The 12,720-nt window shown below is 69.2% G+C and carries 9 protein-coding genes and 1 pseudogene; 4 read left to right on the top strand and 6 right to left on the bottom strand.

The genetic code is table 11. The features are described 5' to 3' along the window. Nucleotides 1–716, bottom strand: a 716-nt coding sequence (locus ACFW1A_RS30745; protein WP_380414530.1) for a choice-of-anchor K domain-containing protein, incomplete at its 3' end; no start/stop codon positions are given. 1,187 nt (nucleotides 717–1,903) lie between these two features. Between ACFW1A_RS30745 and ACFW1A_RS30740 the strand changes: the two genes are divergently transcribed. After that, a complete protein-coding gene (locus ACFW1A_RS30740) occupies nucleotides 1,904–3,232 on the top strand; it encodes a hypothetical protein (protein WP_380414528.1) in 1,329 nt (442 codons plus the stop codon). 61 nt (nucleotides 3,233–3,293) lie between these two features. On the opposite strand, the gene ACFW1A_RS30735 is transcribed toward ACFW1A_RS30740, so the two are convergent. Together ACFW1A_RS30735 and ACFW1A_RS30730 are read right to left on the bottom strand one after the other, a co-directional pair. Next, nucleotides 3,294–4,514, bottom strand: a complete 1,221-nt coding sequence (locus ACFW1A_RS30735; RefSeq protein WP_380414526.1) for an RCC1 domain-containing protein — start codon at nucleotides 4,512–4,514, stop codon at nucleotides 3,294–3,296. Between the two features lie 27 nt (nucleotides 4,515–4,541). Continuing rightward, a complete protein-coding gene (locus ACFW1A_RS30730) occupies nucleotides 4,542–5,783 on the bottom strand; it encodes an RCC1 domain-containing protein (protein ID WP_380414524.1) in 1,242 nt (413 codons plus the stop codon). A 397-nt stretch (nucleotides 5,784–6,180) separates the two neighbouring features. Here ACFW1A_RS30730 and ACFW1A_RS30725 point away from each other — a divergent pair, with 397 nt between their 5' ends. Beyond that, a complete protein-coding gene (locus ACFW1A_RS30725) occupies nucleotides 6,181–7,050 on the top strand; it encodes a hypothetical protein (protein ID WP_380414522.1) in 870 nt (289 codons plus the stop codon). Then, nucleotides 7,050–8,393, top strand: coding sequence for a DUF642 domain-containing protein (locus tag ACFW1A_RS30720; protein ID WP_380414520.1), 1,344 nt, complete (start codon nucleotides 7,050–7,052; stop codon nucleotides 8,391–8,393). The genes ACFW1A_RS30725 and ACFW1A_RS30720 overlap by 1 nt, the downstream gene beginning before the upstream one ends. A gap of 58 nt (nucleotides 8,394–8,451) precedes the next feature. On the opposite strand, the gene ACFW1A_RS30715 is transcribed toward ACFW1A_RS30720, so the two are convergent. After that, entirely contained in the window at nucleotides 8,452–9,357 is a 906-nt protein-coding gene (locus tag ACFW1A_RS30715) for a hypothetical protein (RefSeq protein ID WP_380414518.1), read from the bottom strand. After that, nucleotides 9,354–10,310 carry a hypothetical protein gene (locus ACFW1A_RS30710; RefSeq protein ID WP_380414516.1) on the bottom strand — a complete coding sequence of 319 codons (957 nt, stop codon included), beginning with the start codon at nucleotides 10,308–10,310 and terminating at the stop codon, nucleotides 9,354–9,356. Before ACFW1A_RS30710 ends, ACFW1A_RS30715 begins: the two co-directional genes overlap by 4 nt. A 286-nt stretch (nucleotides 10,311–10,596) precedes the next feature. On the opposite strand from ACFW1A_RS30710, the gene ACFW1A_RS30705 reads away from it, so the two are divergent. Further along, entirely contained in the window at nucleotides 10,597–11,649 is a 1,053-nt protein-coding gene (locus ACFW1A_RS30705; protein WP_380414513.1) for a M12 family metallopeptidase, read from the top strand. A gap of 473 nt (nucleotides 11,650–12,122) precedes the next feature. On the opposite strand, the pseudogene ACFW1A_RS30700 reads toward ACFW1A_RS30705, so the two are convergent. After that, a pseudogene (locus ACFW1A_RS30700) lies at nucleotides 12,123–12,347 on the bottom strand (hypothetical protein); the annotation flags it as partial. Between the last annotated feature and the right edge of the window lie 373 nt (nucleotides 12,348–12,720).

Raw genomic sequence — 12,720 nt, 5'->3', positions numbered from 1 at the left:
ATGCGGATCCGCTGACCGGCCTTGAGCGTGGTGCCGGGCGGGAAGGTGAAGTTCTGGCCCGGGTCGTCGGCGTAGAGGAGCCAGCCGGAGATGTCCGCGTGTGCTGTGCCGCGGTTGACGATCTCGACGTACTCGTCGGCTTGGGTGTACTTGACTCCGCCCTTGTGGCGGACGTTGGCGATCACCACGTCCGGGACGCCGACGCGCGAGAGCGAGGCGACGATGTCGGCGCTGTTGGAGCCGTTCTCGGGGCTGAGGAACTTGTTGACGATCTGGCCGTTGCGCTTGAAGCCGGTGATCACGGCGGCGTACTCCTCACCGTCGATGATCACGGTCTCCGGGGACACCCGCGTGGACAAATCGACTTCGTCGTCCGGTGTCGGGCCGTCATTGGGCGTCTCGAAGTGGTGGAACCGGAAGCTGAAGTTGCGGTCCGTGGCGTCGTCCTCGAACCGGATGTGTACCACGAGGTCGACATCGAACCGGTCGACGCCACCGCCGAATATGGGGAAGTTCTGGTGGGTGAAGGTGCCCAGCGTCACCTCCGAACCGTCGGCCGTCGCCTCGACCGTGCTGCCGGAGAACGCATAGCCGCTCTTCCCGCCCCCGCCCCCGGCCGGCGTGCCCCAGGAGACGTGGCCGGTGTTCAGCCCCGAGACGCCCGGCGGGGCCGGGGTGACGGCCGTCCAGGTCCCTGACGTCGTGATCTTCGACATGCCTCAGCAACTCCTCGGTTCAGTGACGTCGCATCAGGGTCCACCGCTTGCCCGCGATGGCTGTCACCCGCTGCCGGGCACCGTCGTCTCGCGGGACCGACTCTCGAATATCCTACGTACACCATCAGTCGCCAGTGGTCACGATGCGCAATCGGGCGTGTTGCCCAGTCAGTCGCGCCCGCAGGCCCGCGCAGAAGTCGTTGTTGGCGGCCGCTGGATCAGCAGGGACATGGCTGGACGCGGGCAGCATTGCGATTGGTGCCGCGGGTCTGCGGCGGAGTCGGGTTCAGCGGCCGTCAAGCGTCGGCCGGGGAGGGTGGTCCCCGTCGCCAGTGAACGCCCCAATCAACGCGGCGGGAGCGCACACATCGGAGATGGGGATAGTAGGGCAGGCCCTCATACTCGTGCCGGACCGACGCCACGCGCGGGCACGAACGCGAGGCGAGCCCCGGGAACCTTCATCCGCCGGGCGACGGACGGGGCAGTGGAACTTGCCGCCGACTCGCCCGGCCATCACAGTCACCCCTTCGATCATCCCTCGCCGGCGAAGCTGACAACGGTGTCGGCGTACGATTCAATGTGTTAGCCAGGTACGAGTGAATGGGTGCTGTCGCAGATGTTGTGACGCGGCGTCGGATTGATCGTTTGTCTGAGACACGCTCCCCTAGCGGGTCTGCCGATGTTGATCGTGCTGCTGATCCCACAAGTCCGTCACATTCCGGTTCTGCGTCGGCTGGTGGTACGTGCCGCAGAGGTTCTCGCCCGGCATCCGAGGTCACAACTCGTCCGCAAGCTCGGGGTTGCGATTACAAAGGACACCAGCCGACAAATCGCACCTTGACCATTCTCGGACCACCATGGGATTGCCTCCTTTTGGCGACTCTGCGCCTTGGCGCAGAGACCCGGATCACGCCGCCAGCCCACTGCTGGCCGCCACTGCGGTGGCCGGTCCGGCGGCGTGCGCCAGTGATGCCAGGAGCGCAGGGGGCAGGTGCTGCCGTGGGAGTGCCATCGACCTGCTGGCTGATGCCCATCCCTCCTCTCGGCGGGGTAGACGATTTGCGATGGAGCCGTTCGGCGGAATTAGAGCTGGTTCGACAACGAACCTGCGATTCGCACACGAGCGGCAACGTGGTTGGCGCGCATCCTCGGAGTACTCCACTACCCGTTCCCGCTTCGGAGCTGCCATGCCACCGCCTGCCGACCCGCACCAGCCCCGCGACCGGTGGGGTGGGTGGCGGATCGCTCTCGCGGTCGCCGCAGCGACGTTGTTTGTGGTCGCAGGAGGCGCGGCGGCGGGGATCGACGGGCCGGTGCACGAGGTGCTCCAGCACGGCGGCCGGCTCGCCGTCGTGCTGGGCTGCTCGGTGGTCGGCCTGGCCCTGGTGGCCTGGCTGCTGCTGCGACCGACGCCCGCCAAGCCGTCCTCGCTGGGCTGGTTCAGCGCGGCCGTGAGCGCGCTCTGCCTGCTCGCGACCGTGTTCGTCTGGGTGTCGGTCGCCGCCGACGACACCGTCACCGGCGCGCCCGGCACCGTGGTCACCTCCCAGCCCCAGACCACCGACTACCTGCGCTCCGAGCAGCGCGACGGCATGCAGCAGATCCCCACCGGCGTGATGATCCAGACCGCCCAGTTCACCGACGCCAACAACGTCCGCCTCACCGGCTACCTCTGGCAGCGCCTGCCCGCCTCCGCCGACACCAAGACCGCCGCCGTCGAACTGCCCGCCGCCATCGACGGCCCCGGCGTCGGCGAACAGGTCTACCTCCACCCCAACAGCGACGGCTCCCAGACCGTCGGCTGGAAGCTGCGCACTACCCTGCGCGAGACCTTCGACTACAGCCACTACCCGCTCGACAGCCAGGTCATCTGGGCGACCATGTGGGCCAAGACCCCCGGCACCGTCCTGGTCCCCGACTTCGCCGCCTACCCGCCCTGGGACCCAGCGCAAAACCTCGGCCTCTACACCGGCATGGTCACCGGCGAGTGGAACCCCCACTTCACCGCCTTCTCCATGGGCGAGTCCACCACCCGCACCACCCTCGGCAACCCGGGCGCCACGCCCGACTCGACCATCGCCGCCATGCACTTCTCCACCGGCATCACCCGCGAGTTCCTCAGCCCACTGCTCGACCGCCTGATCCCGCTCATCGTGATCACCCTGCTGGTCTTCGCCTCGCTGTTCGTCGTCACCATGGACTCCGACCGCCGCTCCCTGGCCGGCTTCTCCACCTGGACGGTCATCGGCTTCTGCGGCGCCATGATGCTCGTCGTCGCCGTCCAGCACAGCTCGCTGCGCTCCACCACCGGCTCCACCGGCATCGTCTACGCCGAGTACTTCTACTTCATCCTCTACCTGGTCATCGCCCTGGTCGCCCTCAACGTCGTCGAGTACACCTCCACCAAACGGCTGCGATTCCTCGAATGGAACGGCAACCTGGCCGCCCGCCTGCTCTACTGGCCGCTCGTCACCACGCTGCTGCTCGGCACCACGGTCGCCGTTTTCCTGCTGTGACCCGCGCGCTGCCGCGCCTGCCCCGGTTGACCGAGGCAGGCGCGGTCGAGCTGATGGAGCGTCAGTTCGCCAGGCTGAAGTCTCCGCCGACCGGCGCTGCGACCTTGTCGACACCGACCAGCGGGGTGAGGGTGGTCACCGGCACGGCGCTCGGGTCGGTGGTGCCGTTCCCGAGTTGGCCGGAGCCGTTGGCACCCCAGGAGCGGACGGTGTTGTCGCCGAGCAGGGCGATGGTGTGCTCACGGCCACCGGCCACCGCCTGGACGCCCTTGATGCCCGTGACGGGAACGGGGGTGATGCGGTAGTCCGTCGTGCCGTCGCCGATCTGGCCGGAGGTGTTCTGGCCCCAGGCCTTGAGGCGGTTGTCGCTGTCGGTGACGGCCATGCTGTGGTTGCAGCCCGCCGCGATCTGGGAGACCCCACCGAGCCAGATGCCCTGGGTGTCGACCGGGGTGTACCGGTTGATGGTGCTGTTGTCGCCGAGCTGGCCGGTGGCGTTGTAGCCCCAAGCCTTGATCGAGTTGCCACTGGTCGGCTTGGTGCCGCCACCGCTGGCCGGGCCGATCAGGGCGAGGTTGTGGTTGCAACCCGCCACGATCTTGCTGACCCCGGTCAGGTTGACCACCTGCGAGGGGACGTTGCGGCTGGCCGAAGTTCCGTCACCGAGCTGGCCGTTGATGTTGTAGCCCCAGGCCCACACCGTGCCGTCCTCGCGCAGGGCCAGGCTGTGCTCCGAGCCCGCGGCGATCGCGATCACCTTGTTGAGGCCCTCGACCCGGACCGGGACGCTGCTGTCGGCGTTGGTGCCGTTGCCGAGCTGCCCGTAGTTGTTGTGCCCCCAGGCCACCACAGTCTGGTCGCCCAGCAGGGCCAGGCTGTGGGAGCCACCGGCGGCGACGTCGCGAGCGTCGCCGAGGCCCGCCACCAGGCCGGGTGTGTTGTGGCCGAAGACCGTGCCGTCACCGAGCTGACCGTAGGTGTTGGCGCCCCAGGACAGCACGGTGTGGTCGGTCAGCAGCGCCAGCCCGTGCCCGTTCGTGGGTCCGGCCCCGCCGGCAGCGATCTTGGTCACCTCGGCGCTGGTCAGCCCGGTCACCGAGGTGGCCGAGGTGCGGAAGTCGGTCCAGGTGCCGTCACCGAGCTGGCCGGAGCGGTTGTTGCCCCAGGCCTTGAGCCGCTTCTCCTGGGCTTGGGCGCTGCCGACCGGCATCGCCACCAGGCCGAGCACTGTCAGGGCCGCGGCGATCGCCGAACACAGGCGTGTAGTGCGGAAGTTCGTCATGTGATGCCTTCCTGTGGTGAGGGAGGGTCAGCGCGCCAGGCTGAAGTTGCCGTTCGAGGGCGCAGCGACGATGGAGAGGTTGCCGGACTTGGCCAGCACCTGGACCGGAGTCGGGCTCTGGGCGAGGGTGCCGTTCCCGAGCTGGCCGGCGGCGTTGTCGCCCCAGGCCTGGACGGTGCCGTCGCCGAGTACGGCCAGGTTGTGGTTGGCGCCGGAGGCGACGGCGAGCACACCGGTCAGGCCGACGAGGGGCACGCTGGTGGCGCGCTGGGTGAGGGTCCCGTCACCGACTTGACCGTTGGCGTTGTTGCCCCAGCCGCGCAGGGTGTGGTCCTTGAGGAGCGCGATGCTGTGCGTGGCACCTGCCGAGAGCGCGGTGACGTTCTTGAGCTCCAGAACCGGCACCGGGTAGGGCTTGGTGATCGTGGAGTCGTCGCCCAGCTGGCCCTTGTCGTTCTTGCCCCAGGCCATCACGGTGTCGTCCGCGAGCAGTGCCAGGGCATGGTTGGCGCCGGTCGCGATGCCCTTGACGGTGCTCAGTTCCGGTACGGCGAGGGCGGTGGTGCGGGGGGTCTTGGCGTCGGGGACGAAGGTGGTGGGCACGGGGTCGGTGGACTTTGCCGGCTTCGGGGTGGTACCGAGCTGGCCGTCCTTGTTGTTGCCCCAGGTCTTCACCGTCCCGTCCTTCAGCAGGGCCATGCTGAAGGTGTCACCCGCGGCGATCGCCTTGACGTCGTCGAGCCCGGCCACAGTCACCGGGAGCTTGGCATCGACCACGGTGCCGTCGCCCAGCTCGCCCTCCTTGTTGTTGCCCCAGGCCCGGACCGTGCCGTCCTTCAGCAGCGCCAGGGCGTGCGAGCCACCGGCCGCGATCGCCTCCACCCCGCCCAGGCCCGCCACCAGTCCCGGCACGGCGGAGTCGTCGGCAGTGCCGTTGCCGAGCTGGCCCTTGTCGTTCTTGCCCCATGCCTCGACGGTGCCGTTGGCGAGCAGGGTCAGCGCGAAGCCATTGGTGCCGGTGCCGCCGGCGGCGATGGTGGTGATCTCGACCCCCGACATGCCGATCACGGAGATCGGGGTCTGCCGGTTGACCTTCGTGCCGTCGCCCAGCTGACCGGAGGCGTTCTGTCCCCAGGAGCGCACCCGCAGGTCGTAGGCGGAGGCGGTGGAGCTGGGCAGCGCGACGGCGCCCACCAGAGCCAGGCCCGCGACCAGCGCGGGCAAGGCGGTGGCGGGCAGGGGGCGGAACTTGGGGCGAAGGAGGCGCATCTCAATCCTCACGGTCGGGGGTGTCGGGTGGTGGGCGGGCTCGCCCGGGCCGAGCCCGGCCGGGCAACCGGCTCCGGGTGTGCGGTGCAGCGGCGACGGGCGCCGCTCGGCCGTCCGGCCGCCGGTTCGGGCTGCGCGGGCGGCGCAGGCACGAGGGCTGGGCAGCCGAAAGGCAGATCGACCGCATGCATGCCCAATGAACCGAACGACCGTGCGTTTTCGAACGGCTTTCCACACCGTTGGTCGACCGGGATCGTTCGTCATCGCCCTATCGGCCCGCCAGCGGTTGCGGACCGTGATCAAAGCCCGAGAGCATGGCGACTGGGACTGACCCCTCATCAGTTCACGAACGCACAAGTGCCGGTTATCTCGGACAACTTCGTGGGGAGACACCGTGATGCGCATCCAGCTCGCCAGACTGCTGGCCGTCACCTTCAGTAGCGCCCTCGCCATCGCGGCGGCGACGCCGGCAGGGGCGGAGGACACCGAAGCGGTGGTGGTGGTGAACGGGACGTTCTCCGCGCCGACGGTGCCCAGCGGCAAGGAGTGGGAGGCGGGTATCGACGGCTGGACCGGCGGCGGCCGCGTCTCGGCGACCCGTGCCGCGCACCGGCTGGGGCTCCAGGCCGCCTACCTCCAGACAGCCGGCGTCAGCACCCGACTGCGGGGCGTCCAAGCCGGCGCCACGGTCACTCTCAGCTGGGACGACAGCCCCGACACCTGCGCGAAGGCAGGAGGCGGCGACCGAACCTACACCGTGTCGGCCACGGGCGGTCCGCCACTCAGCCTGACCACCAATCCGCCGGCCTCGAGCACGAATTGGTTCATCGGCAGGACCTACTCCTTCACCGCCGCCGAGGACGCTCCGCAGATCACGTTCACCTCGACCTCCAACCCCACCGCCTGCCCAGCACTGATCGCCAACGTTGCCGCCAAGCAGACCGCACCTCCCCCGAAGCAGAACGACCCCTGCGCGGGAGGATCGGCGAGCAGCCAGCAGTGCAAGGACATCGCCGGGGACAAGGAGAAAATCGACAAGTGCCCCGCCACCAGTAAGGAGTGCCTGGCGAGCGTGGCGGGTGACGGCAAGGCCGAGAAGGACGGGATCGCCAAGGAGACCCAGGCCGTCGACGACTTCGGCAAGGTCCCGCGCGAGCAGGACCCGAACACCGCAGCCGCGGCGCTCTGCGCGCTGCCCGACGCCCTGACCTCCGACGTCCAACCCGGCCAGGCTCCCGTTCCGCCGAGCAACTGGTGGTACTGCTGATGAGGCGTCGACTTCTGTGCCCCGCACTGGCAGCCGGCCTGGCCCTGGTCACCGTCCCACCGGCCCAGGCCGCCGACACCGTGGACGCGGCCGTACCCAACGGCACCTTCGCGCAGCCCGTCGCCCCGGACAATGGCACCGCCTCCGGGCACGCCGACTGGTCGCCGGACAACAACTCCGGCGCCGTCTTCGGGAAGACCCTCGCCCAGCACCCGCTCGGCTACCAGGCCGCCACCCTCAACTGGAACGGCGCCGCGCTCTCGCTGCGCACCCGCCTGTGGGGCGTGAAGGCCGGCTCGGCCGTCACCCTCACCTGGGACGACAGCCCGGGGGTGTACCGGCAGTGCACCGCCGAGCAGGTGAAGAACGGCCAGGCCTACAACGTCTCCCTCGTCGCCCCAGGGCCCGTCCAGGACCCGCAGATCACCACCAAGGGCACCGACACCGTCGGCACCGCCGCCTGGACCACCGGCCGGACCTTCGCGTTCACCGCGACCGAGGACAATCCCATGGTCTCCTTCGACTCCCAGGAGCACCGCGACTCGCCCTCCTGCGGCCCTCTGATCACCAACGTGACCGCGAAGCAGACCCCCGCCCCGGTCGACCAGAAGGTCACCAAGGAACAACTGCCCGGTCCCAAGGCCTACAAGGGCAACGACCCGCTGGAGCCCGGCGTCGCGGTGGACGACTGCGAGGGATCGGCCAGCAACTGCACCTTCACCGTGGACAACCGGTACTCCTACCGGTACTACGGCCAGACCCGGATCGTCGGCGAGGTCTACATCAACTGCAGCCGCAACGCGGTGGTCGACGACCGGAAGATCGAGGTCACCGAGCCCCCGTACGACAGCCTCACCCAGTACTACGCCCTCAAGGGCACCCCGCTGGTCCCCAGCCGCTCCGACCTCTCCCAGAGCCGCCCCAACCTGGCCGCCCAGGCCGCTGCCGGATACGCGGCCGGCGGTGGCAACGCGGCCGCAGTCTCCACCAGCAACCCGCTCTCCTGGAGCCGGACCAGTACCAAGGCCCTCAACCCCACCATCCAGCCGGGCGAGGTGAGTTGGATCGAGGTGCAGCCCGCCCGCGAGCGCGTGGTCGGCACCTTCAGCAACCCCCGCAACAGCTACCGCCTGGACGCCACCTTCGACCTGCCGGCCGTCGCCCTCCCGGACCGCTACTACCAGCGCACCGGCCCACTCACCGAAACCGAGCTCCAGCGCTGCGGCTCCGGCCGACCGAGCGCCGACACCCCGGACAACGGCGCCAACCCGGACAAGCGCCTGCTCGCCCTGGACAGCCCGCCCGGCGGGGTGCGGACGCACACGGTACCGCTCAACCCGTAAGCCGCCAGAACGACTTGGCCGCCTGCCCGGAAGTCCGGGCAGGCGGCCAAGCCGCGCATCACGTCATCGGCTCCCAGGTCCGGGCGGGCGTCAGCCGGTACTGGTGCCCACCCCCGACCTTGCTCGGCGGGACTTCGATCAGGGCGTTGGCGGCGGCCTTGGTCGGCCTCAGACTCAAGCAGGCAGACCTGTTGGTGAAGGTCTGGGCGACGACCGTGCTGACGTTCACGCTGGACGGGCTGTCCACCACGACGCCCTTGATCAGCTTGGACGTACCTTCGACCAACAGGTCGCCCACGGTGCGCGTCATCGCGTTCAGCACGCCGAACTGCAGCTGGTCGCCCGCGTTCACGGTGAACTTCACCTCGGTGACCTCAGTGCTGGTGCGCTGCCACTGGTGCGAGTAGCTGGCCTGGTAAGCGAGTTGGAAGGAGGCGCTGGCGGTCAGCTTGAGCTGCGCGGCGCCCGACACCGAGCCGGCCACGGCCACCGAGCCTCCGTTGGTGGCCTGGGTGGCCGGGCCCTTGTCCTTGGGCGAGGTCCAGTCGGTGTGGCTGGTGCCGCTGGTGTTGGTGACGCCCACACTGCCGTTGACGGCCGTGGTGTTGTCGATGGTGCCCGCGATGGTGGCGCTGCCGGAGATCTCGCCCGCGATGTTGTCGGTGGTGGTCGAGGTCAGCGTCACCGTGCGGGTGACGGTGATCGGCTCGTCGGTGCAGTTGATCGCTCCGTTGCCGACCGAGGCCACCGCCGTGGTGAACTCCCGTGACAGGCCCGGAACCACCCGGAACGAGCACCCGTAGCTCTCGCCGCAGCCGCGCGCGAGCGCGGGGGCGTCCGCGAGCGGGGTGTCACCGTCGAAGGCCTGCGCGGCAGCCGTCTCCGGAGCGGCGTCCTCCGCGAAGGCGGGCCCGGCCGGAAGCGCCAGGGCGATCAGGGCGGCCGTCGCCGCCCGGCGCCTCACTGCTGCTCCCAGGTGCCCTGCGGGGTGAGCACGTACACCGCGTCCGGCACCCGGCCGGAGCCCTCCGGCGGGGCCTCGACGAGCCCGGGGAGCGACCGCAGCGAGAGGCACTTGTCCTTGTTGGAGAAGGTCTGGGCGACGATCGAGCTGGCGTTGACGGTGGAGGGGCTGTCCACCGTCACGTTCTTGATCAGCTTGCTCAGGCCGTTCACGATCAGCTCACCCACGGTCCGGGAGGAGGCGTTGGCCACCCCGAACTGGACCTCGTCGTTGGACTTGACCTTGAAGGCGACCCTGGTCGACTCGGTGGTCTGCGCCTGCCAGGAGCGGGAGAAGGAGGCCTTGAAGGCCGACTCGAAGGTGGCCTGCACGCCCAGGTGCGTCGCGTTGGAGCCCGCCACCGTGACCGGCGTGGTGGAGGCGTTCGTCGTCGCGTCCTCGGTGGTCGGGCCCTTGTCCTTGTTCGCGCCGTACTGGGTGACGCTGTTGGTCGTACCGGGCGTGATCGAGCCGTTGGCCGAGACGGTCACGGTGGTGTCCACCCCGCCCGAGAGGGTCGCCTTGCCGGAGATCGCGCCGCTGATGTTGTCGGTGCTACTGGTCACGAAGGTGACCGTGCGGGTGACGTCCATGTCGCCGTTGGTGCAGTTGATCGCCGCGTTGCCCAGCGAAACCACCCCGCTGGTGAATTCGCGCGGCACCCGGTCGTACATCCGGAAGCTGCATGACGAGGCCTTGGTGCAGAGGCTGGTGACCTCCTCGGCGGACGCCAGCGGCTTCTCACCATCAAAGGCCTGCGCGGCGGGCGGTGGCGGTACCGCACCGGTGCCGTCGGCGGCATGGCGCGGTGCGGCGCTGCTCTGGCCGGCGAGCGAGACCAGCAGGGCTATCGCGACCCCGGGGGCCAGCGCTGCGGACCTCACCAGGCGTCGCGGGCGGGCATGAACGAGCACAGCATCTCCTCGAGCATCGGACGAGCAGGGGGCGGTCCTCTCATCCTCAGCGAGAGTCGCATCGCACGCGAACGGTCATGCGCTGATCCTCCGCCATTCGCCGCACCGTCAGTTCCGGGGCAGCGCGCGGTTTCAGCCGAACGGGCCGCAATGCCATCCCCCAAGGTGGCCTCCCCGAGCTGGACGTGCACACAATCAGTAACCAGCAGTGGCAATCCGTGATGCATGCTGGGCCGCCCCTTGCATCCCACGCCGACCCGCTCCGTCGACCAGCAGGAGACCCCTCGTGACCGTCCACCGCTACATCGCCCACGGTGCTGCCCCCGCTCTGCTCCTCGGCCTGCTCGCCGGACCGCTGAGCCCCGCGGCCGAGGCCGCGGAACCCGAGCATTACGGCAGCGTCGCGCTCGACTCCCTGGCCTACCTGACCCCGGACCGCGTCCGGGGCCAGGTGTCCTACAGCTGCGTGGACGATTCCGCCACGGCGCTGACCGTCGGCTTCGAGCAGCAGCTCGCCGACGGCTCAGAAGCGGCCGGCAGCGCCACCACCGACCAGGTCACCTGCGACGGCCGGACCCACACCGCCACCCTCGACCTCGCCGCGAGCGAGGGCGGCGCGCACTTCACCGACCCGGCCACCGGCTGGGCCAGCGTCACCCTGGCCGGCGACGAGGAACCGGTCGCCGAGGAGGGCTTCGACGTCGGCGCCCAAGGCCGCTCGCTGGGACGGGCGAACACCCGCTACCGCTGGGACAGGGCCGTCATCCCGTACGAGATCGACGCCGCCCTCCCCACGGACAAGCAGAACGAGGTCCAGGCCGCCATCGCGCACTGGAACTCCAACACACCCGTCGTCTTCGTCGCCCGCACTGCGGAGAACGCCAGCTTCTACCCGGACTACGTGTACTTCCAACCGAGCGCCAGCAGCTGCAACTCCTATGTCGGACGCATCGGCGGCAAGCAGGCGGTCAACATCCCCACTTGGTGCAAGACCGGCAGCATCATCCACGAGGTCGGTCACGCGGTGGGTCTGTGGCACGAGCAGTCCCGCCCCGACCGGGACAGCTACGTCAAGATCGATCTCGCCCCGGTGCAGGAATCCTCACGCCACAACTTCGCCAAGCACACCGGCGAGTCCACCTTCAACACCGCCTACGACTTCGACTCGATCATGCACTACGGCCCGAAAGCGTTCTCCAGCACCGGAGCCGAGACCATCATCCCCCTCAAGCCCCTCGCCAAAGGCGCCGTCATGGGACAGCGCAACGGCCTCTCCAAGGGCGACATCGAGGCCGTCGCCGCGATGTACAAGCAGGCAGTCGGCAGGCTGGCGCACTGACCGCGCAACGCGCCACCCACCGTGTGGACCGCTGAGAACAAAGAGGAACAACATCACAAGCAGCAAGGGGAACGTGCCCCGTGCTCGGGTCTGAAAAAAGAACGGCTCTGTCCCGTAATCGGCTCTGGCCCGTATTCGGCGGTAACGAAGCGTGACGGTCGCCGTTGGCATGGTGTGCGTGATGCCAACGATCCTGTGGGTGTGGCGTTTTCGGGGCTGTCGGCGCTCGTCGTCCAGGGTGTGACGGACGAGGGAGAGGTCATTGGCGGATCGGACCGGCCGTCAGACCACCGGCTGCCTGCAGGTGGAGGGTCTGCGCCTCGGTGGCAGTGGTGGTCTCCATGGTGGTCGACCAGTCGGTGCTGTTGGGAGACATAACTGCCGGGCGAGGTGGCGGTCCCAGTGCCGCCGCCGAGGTAGCCGGAGGCGGAGTCGATGAACTGGCAACCGGGCTGGGTGACCTGGGTGACCTGCGCGGTGGTCCACACCGAGCTTCCGACGCTGTAGTTGCCGGACCAGGGCTGGTTGGCCTGGAGCAGACCATCGGTCTGGAACGGCAGGTTGGGGTAAAGCGTCCCGATCAGCGGCCAGTTGAACGTCGCCGTGACCCGCCCGTCCACATAGCCACGGGTGATCGTGCGGATCTGCGGCGCCACACCGGTGTTCAGGTCCTGGGAACCGTTCTCGCTTGCCCAGATCGGCTTGCCGAGCTACTTGGCCGCGTCCAGAACCGGACAGCTGTACGCCGTACCGGTGCCGTTGGTCCCGCCGTTGACGCCCTCGCACGGACAGTGGTGCCCGATCACGTCCACCGCCGCGGGGTAGGCGGGGTCGGCCTGCAGCTTCGTCAGCAGCCGAGGCTGAGCTCGCTCGCACTCGGAAAGGGGCCTTGCCCGGCGGCGGCGGAGCGGCGGGCCGATGGGCCAGATCCGTGACTTCGACCGGAGGGTCCCCGGTGGGGCCCCGCGGCCAGCCGGATGCTGTTGGCGAATTCGGGGTCCTGATCACTTCGCCCCGCAGAGCTGTTGCTCGGCGGGGCGAAGTCGTGCGAAGTGGCTGGTGCGGGTGCGG

The sequence above is a fragment of the Kitasatospora sp. NPDC058965 genome (genome assembly GCF_042741245.1).
Taxonomy (GTDB): domain Bacteria; phylum Actinomycetota; class Actinomycetes; order Streptomycetales; family Streptomycetaceae; genus Kitasatospora.
The sequence above is the reverse complement of the archived record's forward strand: the minus strand, read 5'-3'. Positions and strand labels throughout refer to the sequence as shown.